Source organism: Pseudomonas sp. OE 28.3 (assembly GCF_014268205.2).
Lineage (GTDB): Bacteria > Pseudomonadota > Gammaproteobacteria > Pseudomonadales > Pseudomonadaceae > Aquipseudomonas > Aquipseudomonas edaphica.
The window spans coordinates 1,187,054-1,213,141 of the sequence record NZ_CP077082.1 but is presented as its reverse complement, the minus strand read 5'-3'; the positions used below and the strand labels follow the sequence as shown (position 1 = coordinate 1,213,141).

Annotated in this window: 22 protein-coding genes and 2 pseudogenes; 7 read left to right on the top strand and 17 right to left on the bottom strand. The window is 57.8% G+C overall.

The genetic code is table 11. The features are described 5' to 3' along the window. Positions 1-18 precede the first annotated feature (18 nt). The 10 genes and pseudogenes from HU759_RS05335 to rplM form a co-directional block, all read right to left on the bottom strand. Positions 19-123 (bottom strand): annotated as a pseudogene (locus HU759_RS05335) (GntR family transcriptional regulator); the annotation flags it as partial. Positions 124-400: 277 nt separating this feature from the next. Next, positions 401-505 (bottom strand): annotated as a pseudogene (locus tag HU759_RS05330) (GntR family transcriptional regulator); the annotation flags it as partial. Positions 506-782: 277 nt separating this feature from the next. Beyond that, complete coding sequence (locus HU759_RS05325) at positions 783-1,532, bottom strand: FadR/GntR family transcriptional regulator (RefSeq protein WP_177033675.1); 750 nt, start codon at positions 1,530-1,532, stop codon at positions 783-785. 158 nt (positions 1,533-1,690) lie between these two features. Then, complete coding sequence (locus HU759_RS05320) at positions 1,691-2,110, bottom strand: ClpXP protease specificity-enhancing factor (protein ID WP_017138265.1); 420 nt, start codon at positions 2,108-2,110, stop codon at positions 1,691-1,693. A gap of 17 nt (positions 2,111-2,127) precedes the next feature. After that, complete coding sequence (locus HU759_RS05315; RefSeq protein WP_017138266.1) at positions 2,128-2,745, bottom strand: glutathione S-transferase N-terminal domain-containing protein; 618 nt, start codon at positions 2,743-2,745, stop codon at positions 2,128-2,130. Positions 2,746-2,894: 149 nt separating this feature from the next. Beyond that, positions 2,895-3,674, bottom strand: a complete 780-nt coding sequence (locus HU759_RS05310; protein ID WP_017138267.1) for a cytochrome c1 — start codon at positions 3,672-3,674, stop codon at positions 2,895-2,897. Continuing rightward, positions 3,674-4,885, bottom strand: coding sequence for a cytochrome bc complex cytochrome b subunit (locus HU759_RS05305; protein ID WP_017138268.1), 1,212 nt, complete (start codon positions 4,883-4,885; stop codon positions 3,674-3,676). The genes HU759_RS05310 and HU759_RS05305 overlap by 1 nt, the downstream gene beginning before the upstream one ends. Continuing rightward, positions 4,885-5,481, bottom strand: coding sequence for a ubiquinol-cytochrome c reductase iron-sulfur subunit (gene petA, locus HU759_RS05300; RefSeq protein ID WP_003216040.1), 597 nt, complete (start codon positions 5,479-5,481; stop codon positions 4,885-4,887). Before petA ends, HU759_RS05305 begins: the two co-directional genes overlap by 1 nt. A gap of 265 nt (positions 5,482-5,746) precedes the next feature. Beyond that, entirely contained in the window at positions 5,747-6,139 is a 393-nt protein-coding gene (rpsI, locus tag HU759_RS05295) for a 30S ribosomal protein S9 (RefSeq protein ID WP_003216038.1), read from the bottom strand. A gap of 14 nt (positions 6,140-6,153) precedes the next feature. Continuing rightward, positions 6,154-6,582 (bottom strand): 50S ribosomal protein L13, encoded by a 429-nt coding sequence (rplM, locus tag HU759_RS05290; RefSeq protein WP_003171742.1) that lies wholly within the window; start codon positions 6,580-6,582, stop codon positions 6,154-6,156. A 248-nt stretch (positions 6,583-6,830) separates the two neighbouring features. Here rplM and HU759_RS05285 point away from each other — a divergent pair, with 248 nt between their 5' ends. Continuing rightward, positions 6,831-7,871: an NADP(H)-dependent aldo-keto reductase gene (locus HU759_RS05285; RefSeq protein WP_122720921.1), complete on the top strand. Its 1,041-nt coding sequence runs from the start codon at positions 6,831-6,833 to the stop codon at positions 7,869-7,871. A gap of 134 nt (positions 7,872-8,005) precedes the next feature. Here HU759_RS05285 and HU759_RS05280 read toward each other — a convergent pair whose 3' ends face one another. Continuing rightward, positions 8,006-9,142, bottom strand: coding sequence for an acyl-CoA dehydrogenase family protein (locus HU759_RS05280; protein ID WP_186616755.1), 1,137 nt, complete (start codon positions 9,140-9,142; stop codon positions 8,006-8,008). 220 nt (positions 9,143-9,362) lie between these two features. On the opposite strand from HU759_RS05280, the gene HU759_RS05275 reads away from it, so the two are divergent. Further along, positions 9,363-10,283 (top strand): GlxA family transcriptional regulator, encoded by a 921-nt coding sequence (locus tag HU759_RS05275; RefSeq protein ID WP_169986983.1) that lies wholly within the window; start codon positions 9,363-9,365, stop codon positions 10,281-10,283. Between the two features lie 538 nt (positions 10,284-10,821). Here HU759_RS05275 and zapE read toward each other — a convergent pair. The 3 genes from zapE to HU759_RS05260 all read right to left on the bottom strand — a co-directional run bounded on the left by zapE (position 10,822) and on the right by HU759_RS05260 (position 14,008). Next, a complete protein-coding gene (zapE, locus tag HU759_RS05270; protein ID WP_176991556.1) occupies positions 10,822-11,916 on the bottom strand; it encodes a cell division protein ZapE in 1,095 nt (364 codons plus the stop codon). Positions 11,917-11,995: 79 nt separating this feature from the next. After that, positions 11,996-13,354 carry a tryptophan--tRNA ligase gene (locus tag HU759_RS05265; protein ID WP_186616754.1) on the bottom strand — a complete coding sequence of 453 codons (1,359 nt, stop codon included), beginning with the start codon at positions 13,352-13,354 and terminating at the stop codon, positions 11,996-11,998. A gap of 24 nt (positions 13,355-13,378) precedes the next feature. Further along, complete coding sequence (locus HU759_RS05260; RefSeq protein ID WP_099548364.1) at positions 13,379-14,008, bottom strand: alpha/beta fold hydrolase; 630 nt, start codon at positions 14,006-14,008, stop codon at positions 13,379-13,381. Between the two features lie 147 nt (positions 14,009-14,155). On the opposite strand from HU759_RS05260, the gene HU759_RS05255 reads away from it, so the two are divergent. Continuing rightward, positions 14,156-14,593 carry a DUF1043 family protein gene (locus HU759_RS05255; RefSeq protein ID WP_017138275.1) on the top strand — a complete coding sequence of 146 codons (438 nt, stop codon included), beginning with the start codon at positions 14,156-14,158 and terminating at the stop codon, positions 14,591-14,593. A 193-nt stretch (positions 14,594-14,786) separates the two neighbouring features. Here the strand turns inward: HU759_RS05255 and HU759_RS05250 are convergent, their stop codons facing one another. From HU759_RS05250 to HU759_RS05240, 3 genes are all read right to left on the bottom strand, one after another. Next, the gene (locus HU759_RS05250; protein WP_177033683.1) at positions 14,787-16,511 is read right to left on the bottom strand and encodes an ABC transporter ATP-binding protein/permease; all 1,725 of its coding nucleotides are present in this window, start codon (positions 16,509-16,511) and stop codon (positions 14,787-14,789) included. A gap of 99 nt (positions 16,512-16,610) precedes the next feature. Beyond that, on the bottom strand, positions 16,611-17,171 hold the full coding sequence (locus HU759_RS05245) for a response regulator transcription factor (protein ID WP_003171731.1): 561 nt from the start codon (positions 17,169-17,171) through the stop codon (positions 16,611-16,613). Next, positions 17,164-18,426, bottom strand: a complete 1,263-nt coding sequence (locus HU759_RS05240; RefSeq protein WP_017138277.1) for an ATP-binding protein — start codon at positions 18,424-18,426, stop codon at positions 17,164-17,166. Before HU759_RS05240 ends, HU759_RS05245 begins: the two co-directional genes overlap by 8 nt. A gap of 205 nt (positions 18,427-18,631) precedes the next feature. On the opposite strand from HU759_RS05240, the gene HU759_RS05235 reads away from it, so the two are divergent. From HU759_RS05235 to HU759_RS05220, 4 genes are all read left to right on the top strand, one after another. Further along, positions 18,632-19,345 (top strand): SIMPL domain-containing protein, encoded by a 714-nt coding sequence (locus HU759_RS05235; protein WP_017138278.1) that lies wholly within the window; start codon positions 18,632-18,634, stop codon positions 19,343-19,345. Between the two features lie 765 nt (positions 19,346-20,110). Next, positions 20,111-22,255, top strand: a complete 2,145-nt coding sequence (locus HU759_RS05230; RefSeq protein WP_186616753.1) for a hypothetical protein — start codon at positions 20,111-20,113, stop codon at positions 22,253-22,255. Between the two features lie 142 nt (positions 22,256-22,397). Next, positions 22,398-23,999: an ABC transporter substrate-binding protein gene (locus HU759_RS05225; protein ID WP_170036251.1), complete on the top strand. Its 1,602-nt coding sequence runs from the start codon at positions 22,398-22,400 to the stop codon at positions 23,997-23,999. A 258-nt stretch (positions 24,000-24,257) separates the two neighbouring features. Further along, positions 24,258-25,886 carry an ABC transporter substrate-binding protein gene (locus tag HU759_RS05220; protein WP_017138281.1) on the top strand — a complete coding sequence of 543 codons (1,629 nt, stop codon included), beginning with the start codon at positions 24,258-24,260 and terminating at the stop codon, positions 25,884-25,886. The last annotated feature ends 202 nt before the right edge of the window (positions 25,887-26,088 follow it).

The window sequence follows — 26,088 nt, the reverse complement described above, 5'->3', positions numbered from 1 at the left end:
CTAGAACGGGTTTGGCGGTTAACCGCGCTGTGCTTGCGCCTCTTCATGGGCATGGCGCAGCCGCTCACGGCTGTTGGTCAAATGCAGGCGCATGGCCGCGCGGGCCGCGTCCGAATTCAGGCGGGTACGCGGAATGATTGTTCCCACGCTCTGCGTGGGAATACATCCTGTAACGCTCTGCGTCACCTTGCACGGGGCTTGAGATACTCGCGCACATCGGGACGCGGAGCGTCCAGGGCGGCATTCCCACGCAGAGCGTGGGAACGATCAACTCCAGGCCAAGGAGATCAAAATGTGGGAGCTGGCTTGCCTGCGATAGCGGTGCGTGCACACAGTATCAGTTGCCTGAAACTCAGCCATCGCAGGCAAGCCAGCTCCCACACTAGAGCGTGTTTGGCGGTTAACCGCGCTGCGCCTCTGCCTCTTCATGGGCATGGCGCAGCCGCTCACGGCTGTTGGTCAAATGCAGGCGCATGGCCGCGCGGGCCGCATCCGAATTCAGGCGGGTACGCGGAATGATTGTTCCCACGCTCTGCGTGGGAATACATCCTGTGACGCTCTGCGTCACCTTGCACGGGGCTTGAGATACTCGCGCACATCGGGACGCGGAGCGTCCAGGGCGGCATTCCTGCGCAGAGCGTGGGAACGATCAACTCCAGGCCAAGGAGATCAAAATGTGGGAGCTGGCTTGCCTGCGATAGCGGTGCGTGCACACAGTATCAGTTGCCTGACACTCAGCCATCGCAGGCAAGCCAGCTCCCACACTAGAGCGTGTTTGGCGGTTAACCGCGCTGCGCCTCTGCCTCTTCATGGGCATGGCGCAGCCGCTCACGGCTGTTGGTCAAATGCAGGCGCATGGCCGCGCGGGCCGCATCCGAATCCTGGCGGGCAATCGCCTCATAAATCTCTTCGTGTTCGCGGCCCAGGCGGCCCATGTAGTGCTGCTGGTCATCATGGGCCAGGCGCGCCGAATTCAGCCGGGTACGCGGAATGATGCTGGTGCCCAGGTGGGTCATGATGTCGGTGAAGTAGCGGTTGCCGGTGGACAGCGCAATTTCCAGATGGAACGCAAAGTCTGACGCCACCGCATCCCCTGCGTGGGCCGCGCTTTCATTCAACGCATCAAGGGCCGCGCGCATGGCTGCCAGCTGTTCGTCACTGCGGCGCAACGCGGCAAGGCCAGCCGATTCCACTTCCAGGCTGATACGCAACTCAAGAATCGCCAGCACATCCCGCAGTGTCACCACCGTGGCCGGGTCGATCCGGAAACCGCTCGGGCTTGGCGTGTCCAACACAAAGGTGCCGATACCGTGGCGGGTTTCCACCTGCCCCGCCGCCTGCAAACGTGAGATAGCCTCACGCACCACCGTGCGGCTGACCCCATGGGCTTCCATGATGGCCGACTCGGTGGGCAACTTGTCGCCACGCTTGAGCTGGCCGTCGCGGATCTGCTCGGACAACACCGTGACCAATTCCTGGGCAAGGCTGCGGCGCTTGCGGGGAAGACGAGGGGCGATGTTGGCGTTTTCCATGACGAATGATCTTTCTCGGCGAACTTGAGTCCGCATCATAGCCCATGGCGGTTGTACGATCACCGTTCTGTCACGACTTTCATCCATATCCTTTGCGCAAAAAAATGCCCCGGCACAGGCCGAGGCATTTTTAGACTTCACCCAAGGGTGAACGCCGCTTACTTCACCACTTTCAGGCTTGGCCGACCGCTTGGACGCGGCGGCTCGGAGTCTGGTGGCGGTACATCATCACCGTCCTCGCCTTCGATCGTTTCGTCGTCCTCGAAAGGCGATTCCAGATCAAACACCATGCCCTGGCCATTTTCCCGGGCATAGATCCCGAGGATGGCACCAATCGGCACGAACAGCGTATGCGGCACGCCGCCAAAACGCCCTTCGAAGCTGACGGCTTCATTGTCCATGTGCAAGTGACGCACTGCACTCGGTGATACGTTCAGCACGATCTGCCCGTCACTGGCAAAACCCTGCGGCACGTCAACCTTGGGAAATTCAGAGTTGACCAGCATGTGCGGGGTGCAATCGTTGTCCACAATCCACTCATAGAGCGCGCGGACCAAATAGGGTCGACTGGAGTTCATCAGCGGCTCCTTAAGCCTTAGCGCATGTCGCGTTCGACACCAGACAGACTCGCCTGGAAAGCCTCACGCGCAAACTGGCGCTCCATGTAATCAAGCAACGGCTTGGCCGGCCGTGGCAGTTCAATGCCCAGGATCGGCAAGCGCCAGAGTATGGGTAATAGGCAGCAATCCACCAAGCTTTGTTCCTCACTGAGGAAAAAAGGCTTGTCGGCGAACAGCGGCGAAACGCCGGTCAGGCTCTCGCGCAATTCCTTGCGCGCTTGCACACGAACGGCTTCTTTACTGCGCGTATCCAGGATCACATCCACCAGCCCGCACCAGTCACGCTGGATCCGATGGATCAGCAGGCGGCTGTTGGCACGCGCCACCGGATACACCGGCAGCAAAGGCGGATGCGGGTAACGCTCATCCAGGTATTCCATCACCACGGTTGACTCCCACAACGCCAGGTCACGATCGACCAGGGTGGGCAAGCTGCCGTAAGGGTTCACTTCGATCAGTTTCGGCGGATGACGACCTGCCTCCACACTGATGATCTCGGCGCTGACACCCTTCTCTGCGAGCACGATGCGTACTCGGTGGGAATAGTGGTCGGCGGGGTCGGAGTAACAGGCCAACCGATTGGTCACGCCCATGGCGGTCCTCCTCGCTTGTTGAAATTATGGAAAGCTCAAAAACGAGCGCGCCCAGAGAGCATCCCTGTAGTGCCTGGTTCAACCAGACCGCTACGTATTCAGAGATGCCGCTGGGCGCGCAAGATTAACAGCAATTGCTTACGGTTGGATCAATGCACATCCTTCCAGTATTCGCGTTTAAGCAGATAAGCGAATACGAAGAAGAAGGCCAGGTACAGCAACACATACGTACCGATGCGCTGATGCTGCAATTTGACCGGGTTGGCCGAGTAGGCCAGGAAGGTCACCAGATTCTTGACCTTCTCGTCGAACTGCTCTTCGTTCAGCGTACCGGTCTTGGGCACGATGGTCAGTTGATCGCACGCTTCGTGTGTCAAAGGCGTGCCGGTCAACGGATCATATTGCTTCTTGCCGTCTTCAACGACCTGAACCTGCTTGCATCCTACCACTTGGCGACCCTGCAGGCCGACCAGAACGTTAGGCATACCGACGTTCGGGAAGACTTTGTTGTTCACGCCGTAAGGGCGCGCCGGGTCTTCGTAGAAGGATTTGAGGTAGCCATAGAGCCAATCGGTACCGCGCACGCGCGCCACCAGGGTCAGGTCGGGCGGCGCAGCGCCGAACCAGGCCTTGGCATCCGCAGGCTGCATGCCGATGTTCATGTGGTCGCCGATCTTGGCGCCGGTGAACACGGCGTGGCTGAGCATCACGTCATGGGGAATGCCCAGGTCATCGGCGACACGCTCGTAACGCTGGAACTTGGCGCTGTGGCAGCCCATGCAGTAGTTGGTGAACGTGCGCAGGCCATCTTGCATGGCGGCCTTGTCGGACACGTCGATATCGACTTTTTCCAGCTCCGCGCCGTGCTCGGCAGCGAAGGACAGTAGCGGCAGCGCCGCAAGGATCAAAGCAACGAATAACTTTTTCATCAGCCAGTCACCCTTTCCGGAACCGGTTTGGTCTTCTCGAGCCGGGTGTAGAACGGCATCAGAATGAAGTAAGCGAAGTACAGGAAGGTGCAGACCTGCGACAGCAGCGTGCGCTCAGGGGTCGGCGCCAATACGCCCAACACGCCCAGGATCACGAATGCAATGCAGAACACCCACAGCCAGATCTTGCTCAGCCAGCCTTTGTAGCGCATCGACTTGACCGGGCTGCGGTCGAGCCATGGCAGTACGAACAGCAGCGCAATCGACGCGCCCATGGCCATTACGCCCATGAGCTTGTCGGGGATCGCCCGCAAGATCGCGTAGAACGGCGTGAAGTACCAGACCGGTGCAATGTGCTCAGGCGTCTTGAAGGCGTTGGCCTGTTCGAAGTTAGGCTTCTCCAAGAAATAACCACCCATCTCCGGGAAAAAGAACACGATCGAGCAGAAGATGAACAGGAAGACCACCACACCGACAATGTCTTTGACGGTGTAATACGGATGGAACGGAATGCCATCCAGCGGAATGCCGTTTTCATCTTTATGCTTTTTGATGTCCACACCATCGGGGTTGTTCGAACCCACTTCGTGCAGCGCCAGGATGTGCAGCACCACCAGGCCCAGAATCACGATAGGCAATGCAACGACATGCAACGCAAAGAAGCGGTTCAGGGTGATGCCGGAGATCAGGTAGTCACCGCGAATCCACTGGGTCAGGTCGTTGCCGATCACCGGGATCGCACCAAACAGCGAGATGATCACCTGGGCGCCCCAGTACGACATCTGGCCCCACGGCAGCAGGTAACCCATGAAGGCCTCGGCCATCAGCGCCAGGTAGATCAGCATGCCGAAGACCCACACCAGTTCGCGTGGCTTCTGGTACGAGCCGTAGAGCAGGCCGCGGAACATGTGCATATACACGACGATGAAGAACGCCGATGCGCCGGTGGAGTGCAGCAGGCGCAGGATCGAGCCGTACTCGACGTCACGCATGATGTACTCGACGGAGGCGAACGCCTCTTCCGCCGACGGCGTGTAGCTCATCGTCAGCCACACACCGGTGACGATCTGGTTGACCAGCACCAGCAAGGCCAGCGAGCCGAAGAAGTAGAAGAAGTTGAAGTTTTTTGGCGCGTAATATTTGCTGAGATGGTCTTCCCACATTTTAGTGGCGGGGAAGCGCGCATCCACCCAATCCATGAACTTGCTCATCAGGCTTTCTCCCCCTCGTCGACGCCAATGACAATGACACTGTCAGTCTCGTAGTGATGTGGCGGCACTGGCAGGTTCAGTGGTGCGGGTTGTGACTTGTAGACGCGACCGGCGAGATCGTAATGGGAGCCGTGGCAAGGGCAGAAGTAGCCACCGACCCAATCCTTGCCAAGGTCGGCAGGAGCAACTTCCGGGCGGAAGGTAGGCGAGCAACCCAAGTGGGTGCAGATACCGATCAGCAGCAGGATCTCTGGCTTGATCGAACGGATTTCCTTATCGACGTAGGCGGGCTGGTCGGAGTTCTTCGAGTCGGGGTCAGACAGTTGACCTTCGATTTTCTTCAGATTCCCCAGGATCTCCTCAGTACGACGAACGATGAAGACCGGCTGACCGCGCCACTCAGCAATCATCTGCTGGCCTGGGTCGATCTTGCTGACATTCACCTTCACCGGTGCACCTGCGGCTTTCGCCTTGGCACTGGGAAACCATGACCCCACGAACGGGACCGCAGCCCCCACCGCTCCTGCAGCACCCACCACGGATGTGGCTGCTACCAAGAAGCGACGCCGGCCTGCATTCACGCCGTCATTGCTCATTCAGTCCTCTCCCATCAGCTTTTTGGCCTGTTAAATCAGGCGTCTACTAAGTGTTGAATCTTTACTTATAAAAATTTTGTCGGATGGTAATGAAAAGCCCCACGTATGACAAGGGAATTGCCCTGGGCTCAGCCTCCAGGCCTTGTAGTATAGGGCGTCTACGGATGTGGCAAGTTGTCACGGCGAAATTTATGCATAAATCGCAGGCAATAAAAAACGCCCAGCTCCGTGAGGAGTTGGGCGTTTTTGTGGAACGTAAAGCGAATTAACGCTTCGAGTACTGCGGACGCTTACGCGCTTTACGCAGACCGACTTTCTTACGTTCAACTTCACGAGCATCGCGAGTTACGAAGCCAGCTTTGCGCAGAGCGCCACGCAGGGTTTCGTCGTACTGCATCAGAGCGCGAGTGATACCGTGGCGGATTGCGCCAGCTTGACCACTTACACCGCCACCGATAACGGTGACGTAGATGTCGAACTTTTCAACAGTCTCGGTCAGTTCCAGCGGCTGACGAACTACCATGCGGGCAGTTTCGCGACCGAAGAAGTTTTCCAGAGTGCGGTTGTTGATCGAGATGTTACCAGTACCCGGACGCAGGAAAACGCGAGCGGTAGCGGTTTTGCGACGGCCAGTGCCGTAATTTTGAGTCGCCGACATAATGAACTATTCCGTTAAAACTTCAGTTCTTGGGGCTGCTGAGCAGCATGAGGGTGTACAGCGCCCGCATAGACTTTCAGCTTGCGAAACATATCGCGACCCAGTGGGCCCTTAGGCAGCATACCTTTGACCGCGATTTCGATCGGGGCTTCAGGCTTCTTGGAGATCAGGCCTTCGAAGTTCGAAGACTTGATACCGCCTGGGAAACCGGAGTGACGGTAGTACATTTTGTCTTGCGCTTTGTTGCCGGTAACACGTACCTGCTCGGCGTTGATGATGACAATGTAGTCACCGGTGTCAACGTGAGGGGTGTACTCAGGCTTGTGCTTGCCACGCAGACGGCTGGCGACTTCAGTGGCCAGACGACCCAGGGTCTGACCAGCGGCGTCGACGACAAACCAGTCGCGCTGAACTGTTTCCGGTTTTGCAGTAAAAGTTGTCATTCTTTAATAGCCTCAGGGGCCGCCCTGTAAATTAGACGGCGGATCTTACTGAATAGTGCGTACTTTGACAAGTCAAAGGCAGCCGGATACAGACGCTATCGGGGGCTCGGGTCGGCGCGTCCGTTCAACGGCAAGATTCTTCGGCAGGCGGCGCATCACTTCCACTGCAGAAAGAGGTGGGCAATTATGCAGATTGCGAAAAAAAATTCAACCTGCTTTTATGATTGTTTTCCCCGAAGGAGTACCCGATGGATTATCGACAGCTGGGCCGCACCGATCTGAACGTAAGCGCGATCGCCTTGGGCACCATGACTTGGGGTGAGCAGAACAGCGAGGCAGAGGCCTTCGCACAGATCGAACGGGCCAAGGCCGCAGGGATCAACTTCCTCGACACCGCAGAAATGTACCCGGTGCCGCCCAAGGCCGACACCTATGCCACCACCGAGCGTTATATCGGTAATTACTTCAAGAGCCGCGGCGACCGTGCCGACTGGATCCTCGCCAGCAAGATCGCCGGCCCCGGCAATACCATCGACTACATCCGCGACGGCCACCTGCGCCACAACCGCAAGCACATCGTCGACGCCCTGGATGCCAGCCTCAAGCGCCTGCAAACCGACTGGATCGACCTCTACCAGTTGCACTGGCCGGAGCGCAGCACCAACTTCTTTGGCCAATTGAGCTACAAGCACAAGGACGAAGACGACCTGACCCCGCTGGAAGAAACCCTCGAAGCGCTGGACGAGCAGGTAAAAGCCGGCAAGATCCGCCACATCGGCCTGTCCAACGAAACCCCGTGGGGCACCATGAAGTTCCTGGCCCTGGCCGAAGCCCGTGGCTGGGCCCGCGCCGTGTCGATCCAGAACCCCTACAACCTGCTCAACCGCAGCTTTGAAGTGGGTTTGGCGGAAGTGGCTATTCGCGAGCAATGCGGCTTGCTGGCCTATTCACCGCTGGCATTCGGCATGCTCAGCGGCAAATACGAAAATGGCGCACGCCCGGCCAAGGCGCGCCTCACCGAGTACAGCCGTTTCAGCCGCTACTTCAACCCGCAGTCGGAAGCCGCGTGCAGCCGTTATGTGGCCCTGGCGCGGGAACATGGCCTGGACCCGGCGCAGATGGCGCTGGCATTTGTGACGCAACAGCCGTTTGTGACCAGTAATATTATTGGGGCCACGAGCCTGGAGCAGCTGGACAGCAACATTGCCAGTGCTGATTTGAAGCTGTCCAAGGAAGTGCTGGAAGGGATTGAGGCGATTCAGAAGGATCATCCGAATCCAGCGCCTTGATTGAGCCGAAATGATCGTTCCCACGCTCTGCGTGGGAATGCCGCCCTGGACGCTCCGCGTCCGCGCTTGAAGGTATGACGCAGAGCGTCACCGGATGCATTCCCACGCAGAGCGTGGGAACGATCCGATGGGCGTCAAAGCGCCCGCGCAATAATCTCCTTCATGATCTCATTGGTCCCCGCATAAATGCGCTGCACCCGCGCATCCGCCCAAGCCCGCGCAATCGGGTATTCCCACATAAAGCCGTAGCCACCGTGCAATTGCACGCACTCGTCGAGTACCTTGCACTGCAGGTCCGTGGCCCAGTACTTGGCCATCGCGGCGGTGGGCACATCAAGCTTGCCTTCCAGGTGCAGCGCCATGCATTTGTCGACAAACACGCGGCCGATCTGAATCTCGGTGGCCATCTCCGCCAGTTTGAATCGAGTGTTCTGAAAGTCGGCAATCGCCTTGCCGAACGCCTTACGCTCGCGGGTGTAGTCCAGGGTCCACGCCAGCGCGGCTTCGGCGGATGACAGCGCGCCAATCGCTACCGTCAGGCGCTCCTGAGGCAGCTCCTGCATCAGGTAGGCGAAGCCCATGCCTGCCTGGCCCAGCAGGTTACCCTTGGGCACGCGCACGTCCTGAAAGAACAGTTCCGAGGTGTCCTGGGCCTTCATGCCGACCTTCTCCAGGCGCTTGCCCTTGTCGAAGCCCGGCGTATCGGCTTCTACCAGAAACAGGCTGGTGCCCTTCGCGCCGGCCTTGGGGTCGGTCTTGGCCACGACAATGACCAGCTCGGCGAGGTAGCCGTTGGTGATGAAGGTTTTGGAGCCGTTGATCACATACTCGTCGCCGTCCAACACGGCGGTGGTCTTGACGCCCTGCAAGTCAGAGCCGGCGCCCGGTTCGGTCATCGCAATGGCCGTGACCATCTCGCCGGAGATCAATTTGGGCAGGTACTTTTGCTTCAGTGCCTCACTGCCGTAATGCAGGATGTACGGCGCGACGATGTCCGAATGCAGGGAAAAGCCAATGCCGGTAAGGCCCAGGCGGCTGATCTCTTCGATCACCACCGCGCTGTACAAAAAGTCCGCGCCCAGCCCGCCATATTCTTCCGGCAGATGGGAGCACAGCATCCCCGCCTCCCCCGCCTTGCTCCACAGGTTACGGTCGATGTAACCCTGCTTTTCCCACTGTCCGTGGAACGGCGCAGCGTGTTTTTCGAGGAAGGTACGCACGCTCTCGCGGAAGAGTTCGTGCTCCGAGCTGAACAAGGTTCTGGGGATCATGGGTCACCTGCGTGGATTGTCGGACAAAGACCAGCCCACAGAGCCTATGCCGCGAAGGCGTCACAGGACACTGGACACATGCGACAAAAAATAAGACGATCCAGCCGTCTGGTGACCACTTTCCCCTATAAGAATAAATGAAATTATGTCTAACCAAATCTCCACGCCCTTGCGGCGCGTCAGCATTTTGGCCATTGATCGGGTATTCGCTTCCACCCTCATGCAAGCCAAGGATTTCTTCCACCTCGCCAGCCTGCGTTACGGCAAGCAGCAAGGCCTGGGCCTGACCCCGGCATTTGAAACGCGCCTGGTCAGCCCCGACGGGCAATCGGTACGCAGCTTCAGCGATGTGATCATGCCGGTGGACGGCGGCCTGGAAAACGCCGACATCATCGTGTTGCCGGCCTTCTGGGACGACTTCGACGCGCTGTGCACCCGTTACCCGCAAGTGCTGCCCTGGCTGCGCGAGCAACATGCGCGTGGCGCGGTGCTGTGCGGCGAAGCCACCGGGGTGTTCTGGCTGGCCGAAGCCGGGCTGCTCGATGGCAAGGAGGCGACCACTTACTGGCGCTTCTTCAACGCCTTCAGCGAGCGTTTCCCCAAGGTACAGCTCAACCAGGACAAGCACCTCACCGACGCCGACAACCTGTACTGCGCCGGTGGCACCACCTCGGCGTGCGACCTTTACATCTACCTGATCGAACGCTTCTGCGGCGCCAACATTGCCCAGGCCGTGGCCCGCGACATCCTTTACGAAGTGCAGCGCAGCTACGCGCCAGGGCGCATCGGTTTTGGTGGGCAGAAGCTGCACCAGGACGTGATCATCCTGCAGATCCAGCACTGGCTGGAAGAGCACTTTGCCGACAAGTTCCGCTTCGAAGACGTCGCCCGGGAACACGGCATGAGCATCCGCAACTTCATGCGCCGCTTCCAGACGGCCACGGGTGACAAGCCGCTGCATTACCTGCAAAGGCTGCGCATCGAGACGGCCAAAGGCCTGCTTTCAGGCAGCCGCAAGAGCATCAAGACCATCAGCTACGAGGTGGGTTACGACGATGCGAGCTTCTTCGCGCGGCTGTTCAGGCAGCACACCGAGCTGTCGCCGAACCAGTATCGCCAGCAGTTCCAGCAAGCCGCCTGACCCAAAGTAAACACAAACCCATGTGGGAGCTGGCTTGCCTGCGATAGCGGTGTATCAGTGAGTACATTTGTTCCTGACCCACCGCCATCGCGGGCAAGCCCGGCTCCCACATTTGATCTCCATTGTTATGGAGAACACCCATAAAAAAGGCCTGCATCACTGCAGGCCGCGTAAGCCAAGGTAACCACAAACCCATGTGGGAGCTGGCTTGCCTGCGATGGCGGTGGATCAGTGAGTACATTTGTTCCTGACCCACCGCCATCGCGGGCAAGCCCGGCTCCCACAGGGGATCTCCATTGTTCTGGAGAACATCCATAAAAAAGGCCTGCATCGCTGCAGGCCGCGTAAGCCAAGGTAACCACAAACCCATGTGGGAGCTGGCTTGCCTGCGATAGCGGTGTATCAGTGAGTACATTTGTTCCTGACCCACCGCCATCGCGGGCAAGCCCGGCTCCCACAGGTGATCTCCACTGTTCTGGAGAACATCCATAAAAAAAGCCTGCATCACTGCAGGCCTTGGTCATTTCATGCACATCGCTTACGGCTTGTGCCCACGCGACAGGAACTCGTGGGACTGCATTTCGAGCAAGCGGCTCAGGGTGCGCTGGAATTCGAAGTTCAAGCGACCGCCCGTGTAGAGGTCCTTGAGCTCGACTTCCGCCGAGATGATCAGCTTCACGTTACGGTCGTAGAACTCATCGACCATGTTGATGAACCGCCGCGCGATGTCATCGGTAGTAACGCTCATCTGCTCCACGCCGCTCAAGATCACCGCGTGGAAGATCTTGCCCAACTCGATGTAGTCGTTCTGGCTACGCGGGCCGTCGCACAGCTGGCGGAACTCGAACCAGGCCACGTCATCGCAGGTACGCAGGGCGATGATTTCGCGGTTCTCGATTATCAGCTTGTCGTTTTCCACCGCCTGGGTGCATTCCGGCGTCAGCGCGCGGAAGCTCTTTTTCAGGCTTTCATGCGCCGCTTCGTTCAGCGGGAAGTGGAACAGCTCGGCCTGCTCAAGGTGACGCAAACGGTAGTCGACGCCGCTGTCGACGTTGACGATTTCGGTGTTCTGCTTGATCAGCGCGATGGCCGGCAGGAAACGTGCGCGTTGCAGGCCGTCCTTGTACAAGCCATCGGGAACGATGTTCGAGGTGGCGACCAGGGTCACGCCGTTCTTGAACAGCTCTTCCATCAAGGTGCCGAGGATCATGGCGTCGGTGATGTCGGAGACAAAGAACTCATCGAAGCAGATGACCCGCGCTTCGTCGGAGAAGCGCTTGGCGATAATGGTCAGCGGGTTTTTCTCGCCCGGCAGGGTCTTCATCTCTTCGTGCACACGCTTCATGAAGCGGTGGAAGTGCGTACGGACCTTTTCCTTGAACGGCAGCGCTTCGAAGAAGGTGTCGACCAGATAAGTCTTGCCGCGGCCCACGCCACCCCAGAAATACAGGCCTTTGACCGGCGTGTGGTCTTTCTTGCCAAACAGCTTGCTGAACATCCCTGGCTTGTTGTGCGAGGCCGCGACCAGGTCGTCATACAGGCGCTGCAAATGACGCACCGCATTTTCCTGGGCCGCGTCATGGAAGAACTCAGGGCGTTTCAGATCAGCTTGATATCGTTCTAGGGGCGTCATAATTTCGTTAGCAAGGCAACAAAAACGGGCCGTCACTGTAACGACGGCCCTGGATAATGGCAATCAACCCTTGGTCGGGTTAATCCTCGATGGGGGTCAACGCAACGCGCAAGGCTTCAATACCTGCATCTCGTTGTGCAGCGTCCGCGTAGATCGCCGAACTTTCAGCCACACGCTCGCCGTCGAGCCAAACATTGAAACCATCCTTTTCGGTGCGAATGTCCAGAGTTTGACCCGACTGCAACTGCTTGGTCACGGCGCCCGCCGCCTTGCCGTCGGCAAAGTTGCGCGACAACAGCAATTGCTCGCCATCGGCCGACAGCAGGCGGAAGCGGAAGCTGCCGTCGTCTTCACGGAAGCTCACGAAGCGCGCAGCCTTCGCGGCTTTCTTCTTGGCCACCACCGGCGCGGCGGCCTGGTTGACGAACGAGCGCAGGCCCACGGCTTCACGCAGCTCGGCAAGGAACGGCGCGGCCACGGCGCGGGCTTTCTTGGCGCCGATCAGCAGCAGGTCTTCCATGTCCGAGGGGCGCGACATCAACTGATGGTAACGCTCACGCGGCTCGCTCAGTTGGCTGTCGAGCAGTTGGAACAGGCGGCTCTTCGCCTCGCCCCAGCCCAGGCCTTGCAGCAGATCGGCGCGGAACTCTTGTTCCTGAGCCTTGCTGGCAAACGCCTGGAACAAGGTGAACAGATGCGAATTGTCCGGGTCCTTGGCTTCGCCGGGCGCACGCGAGTCGGTGACGATCCGCGAGATCGCGTCTTTCATGTCCTTGGCGCTGGTGAACAACGGGATGGTGTTGTCGTAGCTCTTGGACATCTTGCGGCCATCGAGGCCCGGCAAAGTGGCGACGCTTTCTTCGATCAACGCCTCAGGCATGGTGAAGAATTCTTTACCGTTGCCGAACAGGTGGTTGAAACGCTGGCCGATGTCGCGGGCCATTTCCACGTGCTGGATCTGGTCACGGCCGACCGGCACCTTGTGCGCGTTGAACATCAGGATGTCCGCCGCCATCAGCACCGGGTAGCTGTACAGGCCCATGCTGATGCCCGCGTCCGGGTCTTCGCCGGCTTCAACGTTCTTGTCCACCGAGGCCTTGTAGGCATGGGCGCGGTTGAGCAGGCCCTTGGCGGCAACACAGGTCAGCAGCCAGGTCAGTTCAGGGATTTCCGGGATGTCGGACTGGCGATAGAAGGTCACCCGGTTCACATCCAGGCCACCGGCGAGCCAGGTCGCGGCGATTTCCATGCGCGAGCGCTGGATGCGCTGCGGGTCATCGCACTTGATCAGGGCGTGGTAGTCGGCCAAGAAGTAGAAGGAATCGGCATTCGCGTCCTGGCTGGCGAGGATCGCAGGGCGGATCGCACCGGCGTAGTTGCCCAGGTGCGGCGTGCCGGTGGTAGTGATGCCGGTGAGAATACGGGTACGAGTCGTCATGGGTAATCGCTTATCAGACTGCTATCAATTCGAGAGGCGCGGCAGCACCAGATCCTTGAGGTCGGTGAGCTTGCCATGAAAAAAGTGTCCGCATTCTGCCACTTTCAGCAGCTCATGGGGGCGTTTCAGGGCGGCGGACCAGTCGTACACGGTCTGTGGGTCGACCACTTCGTCGGTTTCCGGCTGGATCAGGGTTAACGGGCAGCCTTGGGGCAGCACGTCGCTATCGCGCAGGCGCATCACCGCAGCGGCAACCATGAACAGGTGCGCAAGCTTTTCGCCCTTGGCTTCCAGGCGGCCACCGAGGCTGGCTGCAACATAACCGCCGAACGAAAACCCGAGCAGGGTGATCGGCAGGTCGGGGTGCTTTTCCCGCAGCCAGGTGGCCGCCGCTTCGGCATCGTCTACTTCACCGGTAGCCATGTCGTGAGTTCCGGCACTCGCGCCGACGCCACGGTAATTGAAACGTAAAGTAATCAAACCAGCATCGCGGGCAGTGCGTTGCAGGGTCGAAACGACTTTATTGAGCATGGTCCCGCCTTGCACCGGGTTAGGGTGGCAGATCAGCGCCAGGCCACGTGGCTCGGGGTGATCCAGGTACAAGGCTTCCAATTGGCCCACCGGGCCAGCGATCAAAACGGGGGTTTCACGCATGAGCAAGGAATGAACTCCGTGACCTCTCAAAGGGTCGACTCGTCTAGCTAAAAGTCTGTGCATGGCATCATTGCGAGCTTAATCGCGGTATACAGCGCAGGTTTGAGCCGTTAACGTAAAGCAAAGCCGTTTATAGAGGAAGGACTCGTGGAACACTCGCTCTTAGTTTGGTTGTTGCCGACTCTTGCCCTGGTTGCCGGTGTCGCCATTGGATTCCTGGTTGCCCGCCTGCTGCCGAATGCCGCGCCTAACCGCACGCAGCGTCAGCTGGATGACATTCAGGAACGTTTTGACAGTTATCAGAACGAGGTTGTTACCCACTTCAACAGCACCGCGACCCTGGTCAAGAAGCTCACCCAGAGCTACCAGGAAGTACAGGATCATCTCGCCGATGGCGCCAACCGCCTCGCCCTCGACGACATCACCCGCCAGCGCCTGCTGGCCGCGTTGCATTCCGATGCACCGCAAGCCCCACGGGAGCGCCTGACGCCACCGCGGGAAAACCAGGAGCCGCCACGGGACTACGCGCCAAAAACGCCGAACGCCCCAGGCATGCTGGATGAGCATTACGGTTTGAAGAAGTAAGTTTTTTCAAACACTAAAAAGCCCGGCTGATCGATGATCAGCCGGGCTTTTTTGTGGGCCTCAATCAAGCAGGCGACACCGGTCAACTGTGGGAGCTGGCTTGCCTGCGATAGCGGTGTATCAGCAAAGCTTCCATTGCCTGACACACCGCCATCGCGGGCAAGCCCGACTCCCACATTGACCGCGTAAGACCTTAAGCCGGTTGTTGCTCCTGCAACAGCCCGCCTTCAATCCGCACATGCCGCCCATGAAAACGCTTGAGGCTGCTGCGATGGCCGACACTGACGATGCTCACGCCCGGCAGTTCATCGATCAGCGCTTGATACAGGTTCGCTTCATCCTCTTCATCCATCGCCGAGGTGGCTTCGTCCATGTACAGCCACTGCGGCGCGAACAATAAGGCACGCGCAAAGGCCAGACGTTGCTGCTCACCGGGCGAGAGCATGCGTTGCCAATGGTTGGCCTCATCCAGACGGCTGACCAGATGGGGCAAGCGGCAGGTTTCCAGGACCTGTGCATAACGTTCGGCCGGGTAGGTGCTGTCGTCTTGTGGATAACTCAACACGGCCTTCAGGCTGCCAATCGGCAAGTAAGGCTTTTGCGGCAGGAACAGATAACGCGCCGCCGGCAGGCAAATGCTGCCGTGGCCCGCCGGCCACAAGTCGCCCATGGCGCGCAGCAATGTACTTTTACCGCTACCGGAACGCCCACTGAGCATCACACGCTGGCCAGGCTCTACCGTCATGTCGGCGTCGGTGAGCAGGTGGCGGCCGTCGGCCAGGTCCATGCCCAGGTCTTTGACCACCAGTTGCTCGCCTTGCGGGCGCACATCGATGGCCGGAGCACGTTGTTCGTTGTGGCTCATGGCCTCATGGAAACTCAGCAGACGGTCACTGCTGGCACGCCAGCTGGCGAGGTCGGAGTAAGCGGTGATAAACCAGCTGAAGTTGCCCTGCACATTGCCGAACGCCGAGTTGATTTGCATCAGCTCGCCCAGTTCGATCTTGCCGGCGAAATAGCGCGGTGCCGCCACGATAAATGCAAAGACAACCGCGATCTGCTCATAGCCTGCGGTGAAGAATGTCAGGCGCTTGGACACCTTCATGATGTCCCAATAGTTGTGCCAGACCTTGCCGAACCGCGCACTCAAACGTTGATTCTCGTTTGACTCGCCATTGTACAAAGCAATGCTTTCGGCATTTTCCCGCACGCGCACCATGGAGAAACGCAAGTCTGCTTCGAACCGTTGCTGCTGGTTGCTAAGGCCGATCAAACGACGGCCGATCAGGTGCGTCAGCCAACTGCCGACGGCGGCATACAGCAATGCGCACCAGAACATGTAGCCGGGGATGGTGATACCGAAGACTTCGATGCTGCCCGACACGCCCCACAAGATAATCGAGAACGACACCAGACTGACCACATTGCGCAGCAGGCCCAAACCCAGAGCTAATGTGTTCAAGGTAAAGCTATTGAGGTCTTCGGAAATCCGCTGGTCCGGGTTATCGGTGTAGCCGCCCTGCTCCAACTGGTAGTAGTTCTTGTTGTTAAGCCAGCGTGCAAAGTGCTTTTCGGTGAGCCACGCGCGCCAGCGAATGGTCAACATCTGGGTCAGATAGAGGCGGTAGACCGCGCCGAGAATAGCCACTGCAGCGATGCCGCAGAAATAGATGATCTGTTGCCAGAAGGCCGCAGTGTCCTTTTTTTCCAGGGCGTTGTAGAAATCCTTGTACCAGTGGTTAAGCCACACGGAAATCGCCACGCTGAACAGCGTCAGACCAATCACCACAGCCAGCAACAACCAGGCCTTGCCCTTCTCTTCACTACGCCAATACGGTGTGATCATCGCCCAGGTTCGGCGCAAGAATTGCCCACGCACCGCGTCGTTGACCGCGGAATACTCAGCGTTCTGATTCATCGTTCAGGCTCTGTAAGAAAATGTGACAGGCGTTTGAACCGATCATAGACGATCGGTTCAGCGCGCTGTGCAGCCTGAAGCAGATTGTTCAGACTTTGTTCAGCGCCGTACAGGACGCTTCTGCAGCTTGCGTTGCAGGGTGCGACGGTGCATGCCCAGGGCACGGGCAGTGGCGGAGATATTGCCTTCGTGTTCGGTGAGCACGCGCTGGATGTGTTCCCACTGCAGGCGGTCCACCGACATCGGGTTTTCCGGCACCAGGGTATCGAGGTCGGCGTGCTCTGAGAGCAACGCAGCCAGCACGTCGTCGGCATCCGCCGGCTTGCACAGGTAGTTGCAGGCGCCGCGCTTGATGGCCTCGACGGCGGTGGCGATGCTGGAGTAACCGGTGAGGATCACCACGCGCATTTCCGGGTCGAGCTCCAGCAGCTTGGGCAGCAGCACCAGGCCGGAGTCGCCATCCATTTTCAGGTCGAGCGCGGCGTAGTCCGGCAGGTCGGCCTGGGCGATGGTCAGGCCTTCTTCAGCCGAACCTGCGGTGCTCACGCGAAAGCCACGACGGCTCATGGCGCGCGCCATCACGCGGGTAAAGGTGGCGTCGTCATCTACCAGCAACAGGTGCGGCAGTTCTTCGCCTTCGACTTGGATCTCGTCACTCATCGATATCTCCTCGTGCGACACGGGGCAGGCGCAGCTCGGTGAGCGTGCCACCTTCCTCATGACTATAGAGCTTCACTGAGCCGCCCGCGCGGGTCACGCTGGCCTTGCTCAAAAACAGGCCGAGGCCGAAGCCTTTGCCCTTGGTGGTAAAGAAGGGTTTGCCGATCTGTTCGGCAATGGCCAGCGGCACGCCCGCGCCGTGGTCACGAATGCTGATGGTGACGTTTTCCGCGTCCCAGTCCAGCTGCACGCCCAAGCCTTCGGGGCAAGCGTCGGCGGCGTTGTTCAGCAGGTTGAGCAAGGCCTGGGTCAGGTCCGGCGGCGGCGCCATGCGCGGCACACTGCCCTGCCCTAATAGATGAAAACGGTAACTGGCTTCGGGGCGCATCAGGTGCCAGCGATTCAGGGCTTCGTCGAGCCACTGGGTCACGTCCTGCATCTCCACCGCCAGGCGGCGATTGGCTTCGGCGGCGCGCACCAGTTGTTGCAAGGTCTGCTTGCATTGCTTGACCTGTTCGCGCAGCACGCCGAGATCTTCTTGCAACACCGGGTCGTGATGGTCCTGGGTCATTTCGTTAAGCAGCACGCTCATGGTCGCCAGTGGTGTGCCCAACTCGTGGGCGGCACCCGCGGCCTGGGTGGCGACGGCCAGCAATTGCTGGTCGCGCAGGCCTTCTTCGCGGCGAATGGCGCGCAGCTCTTCCTGACGGCGCAGTTCTTCGGCCATGCGTGCAGCGAAGAACGTGATCACTGCAGCAGACAGCGCGAAGCTCAGCCACATCCCGTAGATCTGCAGGTTTTCGCGGGCGATGGGAAAGGTTTGCAACGGATAGAACTGCGCCAGCAGCAAGGTATAGAGCGTCAGCGCAATACCCGACAGCACTACCGAATAGCGCCATGGCAAGGTCACGGCGGCGATGGTCAGTGGCACCAGGTAGTAAGAAACAAACGGGTTGGTGGAACCACCAGAGAAATAAAGCAACACACTGTGGATAAACAGATCGCAGGCCAACTGGAGTGCGTATTCCAACTCGGTCACAGGCCACGTGGTACGCAGGCGGATGGCCGTGAACGCGCACAGCACAGTGGAAAACGCCAGGGTCACACCCAGTTGCAGCCACGGCAGCGGCAGCAGGTCGAACCAATAGGCAAGCCCGACGGAGCCGGCCTGTGCGGCCAGTACCAGGGTGCGGATGAACGTCAGGCGCCAGAGGTTCTGGCGTGTGGCGGAAGTCAGTTTTACGGCGGCGAGCATGAGCTCTCCCGGTGAGCGCTGCAGGCGGATCGGCACGAGTATAAACGAAGCAGACCCGCTGGCACGGCGCGTGTGGCTCTTTGACGCAGGCCGGCCAAACGACCGTTCGTCGGCGCCATCACAACTTGTAGCGAATGTGTAAACCCGAAGAACCCGATACCACCGTCTACAGTCATACCCGATACGAACACCTTAAGGAGCTTCCATGTCTCGTTTCACTCGCAGTGCAGCTGTTATCACCCTGGGCGTCGCCACCCTTGCCAGCCTCCCCGCTTTGGCAGCCGAAGGGCTGAACTACAACCAGATTTCCCTGCGCGCCGAGGTCAGCCAGGAGGTTGCCCGCGACAAGATGATCGTCACGCTGTACACCGAATCGCAAAATGCCGACCCGGCCAAGCTTGCTGCCGAAATCACCAACACCATGAACAAGGCGTTGGGCCAGGCACGTGAAGTCAAAGCCGTAACCCTGCGCCAAGGCAGCCGCAACAGCTACCCGATCTACGACAGCAAGAACCAGAAGATCACCGGTTGGCGCGAACGCGCCGAACTGCGTCTGGAAAGCGCCGACTTCCCGGCACTGTCCAAACTCACTGGCGAGCTGTTGAACACCCTGAAAATGGAAAACATGGACTTCGCCATCGCCGACACCACGCGCAAGGCCAGCGAAGATGCGTTGCTCAAGGATGCGGTCGCCGCGTTCAAGGCCCGTGCCCAGCTCGCAACTGACGCGTTGGGTGGCAAGGGCTACAAGATCGTCAACCTGAACTTCAACACCAATGGTTACCCGATGCCTTACGCCCGCAATGGCGGGATGATGATGAAGGCGGCCATGGCGGATTCGGCGCCAACGCCAGAAGTAGAAGCCGGCACCAGTCAGGTCAACATGAGCGCTGATGGGGTGATTGAGGTCTTGCACTAAACCCTTTGCGATATTAGAAACGGCGCAGCCTGACAGGCTGCGCTTTTTTTTGACCGCGCTTATGTCGCCCAACAGCCCCACACCGACAGCGCAAAATCACAACTCACATCGCCGCGCTCGAACGCCATACAGCAACATTTCATTAACGACGACCGTAAAATTTCAAGTGGAAAGCTTTCCCACTCAAACTGCCATGCAACAGTTGACAGTACCTTCATGTAAAACTTTTCTTCTACACAGTCGGAATAAGTTTAAGCATCAACTTTACGTGCTCAACCAGGGTGTAAAGTGGAACTCGACGCGTCCAGCCCCCCACTGAGTGATCATCACTGCTGCCTTAACTTAACAAGCAACGTGTTTATTCGACGTTCTCTGTGCGATGCCTGCTATTGCACCGCAGCGTAAACTTGCGGCCGCCTGCTGCCCAGTGAGGATCGACAGTTAAGTTCACAACCCACTCAGTAAATCGAGCCGACCATGCAAACAATGGCACCCTCTTCGCTGCACGCTTGCGCTACACCAACTACTCCCTTGGATTCAAACTATCCAGAACAAGCACACACGGGCAATCGCGTCACTCGCGATCTATCCCCTCCGGATAGAAATTCAAGAGGTTTACCGAGGGGCCAGCCGTTTTATCGCGGTGGGTTTCATGGACACTCGCCCTTCGACGATCTTAAACCGGGTAATATCCAGGGAGTCATTTATGGGTGGAGCGTCACTCCCCCCCCGGCGAACGCCTCCCTGCAAGAACGGGAGGCACGTATGGGTGACTATGCGGATCGCGTAAGGTGGAAGTTAAAGCTTGTGGAACACGGTAGCGAAGGCGAAAGGAATATTAAATTCCAAGATGCCCGTCAATACATGGAACCCGCAGGTTACTTCAGTGGCGGTTTGCTGGCAGCCGGGTATGACCCGCATGAAACAATCACGGTGACGTTCACCGCTTACACCAAGGAGCTTAATGGTGCTTCTCACCTGACCAGCAAAGACGAGCGCACCTACTTTGCATGGGAGATTGCAGCCGGAGCCCTTAAGCACGATAGACCCGCGGGAGGCGGCGTGATTAATGCCCAAAGCATGCAAATCAGGCCAGAAGACCGAAATAAAATTAACGACTTGGAGTCGATGGGCGCCAAGCTTCAGCATCATTGGAAAAACGAGATAATCAAGCCCATGGCGGATCATTCGGGCGCACTGGCGAAGCGCTCAGGGTTGGCCGATGCCTATGTAGTGCGGGGCACCTTGCACAGTCTGCGCAACGACAAGGAAAGTTATAAGGCGCTCGGGGCTGAGGCACAAGAAGCCATCGACCGAACACTAGACAAAAACGGCAACGTGGTTATTCCAAATATCTACGGCTATCCGCTCGCCGGGTATGCGTTTATCCCTTACAAAAACTACCATGGCGATTATGATCACCGGCCCAATAGAGGCCTGATGATTGACTTGAAGAACGGCAAGGTCAGTAAAATAGACGGCGATGATGAATTTGCCAGTTGGGCAAAAGAAAACCGTAATGAGTTGCTACGGAGTTTCAACTCCAAGGACAGGCAGGGCGGCCAAAATACTCATTGGCCCCCGGCGGGCGATGTACTCGAAAATTTGATTATCGGTAAAGGTGCCACCTACCCGGGGCGTGCCGGTAAAACCAGCGAAAAAGTTGTACCGGCGGAGGAGACTTTTAATTATACCCAGTCGCGAAATTCACACTATTATTTAAAGTTTGGAAGCCTTAACTCCGGTATTGCCCACGCCTATCAGGAGATGAACACCAAAAATGCAAAATCGGACGATCAGACGCAGGTGTTTGGTGCCTCGAAGCAATCGTGGAAGGCCGCGAAAGAGGCGTGGGGCAATACCTTCGGTTACGTCCCCGTTGTCGGCAATACGGGCAATATCGTGTTTGGCATTCATGACGCCGCCACGGGTATGACAGCCAGCGATCGCGTTGGCGGCACTGCTGCCGCGGTGATATCTGCCCTGCAACTCGCGCACGAAGTTGCACAAATTGGGACGGATGCAGGGTTGGGTGAAGCCCCCATCGGACCTACTACCGCGGGCAGCGAAGTTTACGGCTGGAAATACAATGAGCAGACCAAGAGTTTTGATTTTGAGCGAAACATAAAAGTGTCGAGCGAAAGCGATATACACCCCGCCACCCACGCCGCGCCAAACGAACCGAGTACGCCACCGGCCATTGAGACAGAAGGCGTGCCCCCGACAATCGAAGCGCAAAACAGTAAACGTTCGATTCTAAGGTCCATTGAAGACTTACCGACCGGCGAGGCTCTTTTTTCTACGCCTGAAAAAAACGTAATTCTGAGTGGAGAACTCAATGACCTAAACGCCCTTGACAAAAAACTCTACACATTTACCGATTTCAACAAAAAAGGCAGTGCAGAACGACTCAACATACTCGTCCATGGGAGCGTCGACCCTGCTACTGGTATCGCGAAAGTTTCATATGCCGGAAAACTCCATACGCCCGAAGAGCTACTTCAGACACTTAAAGACGCAGGTATTCACCCGGAGACGTTTGACAATATACGGCTGCTGACATGTGACTCTGCAAGTGGTGGAGATGCCTCCTTCGCGGCTGAGTTTCAGAGGCTCATACAGCGCCCCGTCAAAGGCTATCGTGGCACGCTCACAGGCAACCTCGTGCCGGAAGAAATAAATGCCGCGATTGAAAAAGTAGAAAAAGAATATTTGAAAGCCCTAAAACAAACTCAGAACTCCCCGCTGACTGATGCCGATAGGGCATTGGCCAGAGACGAAGCTGAAAAATACGTCGCCAAAGAATTGGCGAAAACCATAAACTTCAAACCCGTAAAGAAAAATCCCTATTGGAATCCGTTTTCATGGTGGGCATTTACTTATAAGCCAATGACCTTCCCACAACCATAACAGCGAGAACCTGCCGAAGGGCATCATCTGACTGCATTAAGTGAACCAGAGTCTCTACCTGATAACCCTGAACGGCGGTAACCTCGGTGACCGTCGCTTCCGTTTGGGCAGCTTTTATATGCCCACCACTTCAGGGGTCTCCATGGAAAGAATCACCTTAAAACCGTTGCTCCTTGCCGCCGGCCTCCTGGCCTTGATGCCGACCGCTCAGGCGGCGACTACCCTGGTCTACTGCTCCGAAGCCAGCCCCGCCGGCTTCGACCCCAGCCAGTACACCAGCGGCACCGATTTCGATGCCTCAGCCGAAACCGTCTTTAACCGCCTGACCCAGTTCAAGCGCGGTGGCACCGAGGTAGAGCCTGGCCTTGCAACAAGCTGGGAGGTCTCCAAAGACGGCCTGACCTACACCTTCCACCTGCGCGATGGCGTCAAATTCCACACCACCGACTACTTCACCCCTACCCGTGACTTCAATGCGGATGATGTGCTGTTCACGTTCAATCGCTTGCTCGATGCCAACAGCCCGTTTCGCAAGGCTTACCCGTCAGAATCGCCTTACTTCACTGACATGGGTTTGAACACCACGATCAAAAACGTCGAGAAACTCGACAACCACACCGTGCAGTTCAACCTGAACAATGTCGATGCCTCGTTCGTACAGAACCTGGCCATGAGCTTCGCTTCGGTGCAATCAGCCGAATACGCCGCCCAACTGTTAGAAGAAGGCAAAGCCGAGCAGATCAATCAGAAGCCGGTGGGCACGGGCCCGTTTGTGTTCAAGCGCTACCAGAAAGATTCGCAGATTCGCTACGTGGCCAATAAGCAGTATTGGAAGCCCGAGGATGTGAAGCTCGACAATCTGGTATTCGCCATCACCCCGGACGCCGCCGCGCGCCTGCAGAAACTCAAGGCCGGTGAATGCCAGGTCAGCGGTTACCCGCGTCCGTCCGACATTGAAATAATGAAACAAGACCCCAACCTGCGCGTGCTGCAACAGGCCGGTTTCAACTTGGGTTTCCTGGCCTACAACGTGACGCATCCGCCGCTGGACCAGCTCAAAGTGCGCCAGGCGCTGGACATGGCCATCGACAAGCCCGCGATCATCAAGGCCGTTTACCAGAGCGCCGGACAATTGGCGCAGAACGCACTGCCACCGGCGCAGTGGTCTTATGACCCCACTATCAAGGACGCGCCCTACGATCCGACCAAGGCCCGGGCGCTACTAAAAGAAGCAGGGGTTGCACCAGGTACCACCATCAATTTGTGGGCCATGACGGTACAGCGTGCTTCAAACCCCAACGCACGCATGTCGGCACAAATGATCCAGCAGGATTGGGCGAAGGTCGGTATCAAGGCCAACATAATCAGCTACGAATGGGGCGAATACATCAAGCGCGCCAAAAATGGCGAGCATGACGCCATGATTTATGGCTGGACCGGCGACAACGGCGACCCGGATAACTGGCTCGGCGTGCTCTACAGTTGTGCCGCCGTCAAGGGCAGTAACTACGCCAAATGGTGTAACCCGGCCTACGACAAGCTGGTGCAACAGGCCAAGGTCAGCAACGACCGCGAGCAACGCATCAAGTGGTATCAACAGGCGCAAAAAATACTTAAGGAACAAGTACCTATAACGCCTATTGCGAACTCGACGGTTTTCCAGCCACTGCGTAAGGAAGTGCAAAACTTCAAGATCAGCCCGTTTGGGCTTACGCCGTTCTATGGCGTCAGTCTAGATAAGTAACATCATCGCCCCAACCGAGTGCGCCAGACGCCTCGGCTGGGCCTTTTTGGTGCGCACAATGCACCGAAAAAACCCTCTATATATATGCATTTATGTACAAACTTTCATAAATGCGACATTCCTGTACGTTCGTACCACAGTTTGCCTCTCGCAACGGTTCAGCATCTTGCAATGGGTATGGCCCCTGCATAAGTATCCGCAGGCCGACTCACGAGGTCGCCCTCACCACCAAAAATGACAACAAATCATGAGGCCAACATGCTTAAACACGCAGTCCTTCCGCTTTTAGTGAGTGCTGGCCTTATGGCCGCAGCTCCATTCGCCCAAGCGGCGACTAACCTGGTGTTCTGCTCCGAAGGGAGCCCGGCCGGTTTCGACCCAGGCCAGTACACCACCGGAACAGACTTCGATGCCTCGGCCGAAACCATGTTCAACCGTCTGACCCAGTTCGAACGCGGCGGCACTGCTGTGATTCCTGGGCTGGCCACCAGCTGGGACGTTTCCCCGGATGGCCTGACGTACACCTTCCACCTGCGTGATGGCGTGAAGTTCCACACCACCTCGTACTTCAAGCCGACCCGTACCTTCAATGCTGATGACGTGCTGTTCACGTTCAACCGCATGATCAATAAGGACGACCCGTTTCGCAAAGCCTACCCCACCGAGTTCCCGTACTTCACGGACATGGGGATGGACACCAACATCAAGAACATCGAGAAAGTCGATGACCACACCGTCAAGTTCACCCTTGGCACTGTGGACGCCGCTTTCATCCAGAACCTGGCAATGAGCTTCGCGTCGATCCAGTCGGCTGAATACGCCGCCCAACTGTTGAAAGAAGGCAAGGCACAGGACATCAACCAGAAGCCAATCGGCACTGGCCCGTTCGTGTTCAAGAGCTACCAGAAAGACTCCAACATCCGTTACACCGGCAACAAGGATTACTGGAAGCCTGAAGACGTGAAGATCGACAACCTGATCTTCGCCATCACCACTGACCCGTCGGTGCGTATCCAGAAGCTGAAGAAAAACGAATGCCAGGTGACCCTGTTCCCGCGTCCAGCCGACCTCAAGGCGCTGGGTGAAGACAAGGACCTGAAACTGCCGCACCAGGCCGGTTTCAACCTGGGTTACATCGCTTACAACGTTATGCCGGTGCTCAAGGGCCAGACCGCCGCCAACCCACTGTCTGACCTGCGTGTACGTGAAGCGCTGGACATGTCGGTGAACAAGCAGCAGATCATCGACTCCGTGTACCAGGGCGCAGGCCAACTGGCCGTCAACGCCATGCCGCCGACCCAGTGGTCCTACGACACCACCATCAAGGATGCCCCGCATGATGTGACCAAAGCCAAGGCTTTGCTCAAGGAAGCGGGCGTCAAGGAAGGCACCGAAATCACCCTGTGGGCCATGCCGGTTCAACGTCCGTACAACCCGAACGCCAAGCTGATGGCCGAGATGCTGCAGAACGACTGGAAACAGATCGGCCTGAAGGTCAACATTGTCAGCTACGAGTGGGGCGAGTACATCAAGCGTTCCAAAGGCGGCGAGAACCAGGCCATGATCATTGGCTGGAGCGGTGACAATGGTGACCCTGACAACTGGCTGAACGTGCTGTTCGGCTGCGACTCGCTGTCCGGTAACAACTTCTCCAAATGGTGCGACAAGAAATTCGACGGCATCGTCAAAGAAGCCAAAGCCACATCGGATGTCGCCAAACGCACCGAGCTGTACAAGCAGGCGCAACATATCCTCAAAGATGCAGTCCCGATGACACCTATCGCGCACTCGACGGTGTATCAACCCATGCGCAACACCGTGCAGGACTTCAAGATCAGCCCGTTTGGCTTGAACTCCTTCTACGGCGTTAGCGTAAGCGGCAAGTAAGGCTCAGTAGCGGCGACGTTTCATAACGTCGCCGTTATTGCATCCGCCCAGACCGTAGGAAACAGACCACATCCGCAACATTGCCGTCCTACAGCAATGAACTGCGACATGTGCATCCGTTGCCTACAAGGTCAATCCGTTTTGGCGCATTTACTGCAAGCTCCGCGACCCATACCGTCGTAGGACAGCAGAGGCTCCAACC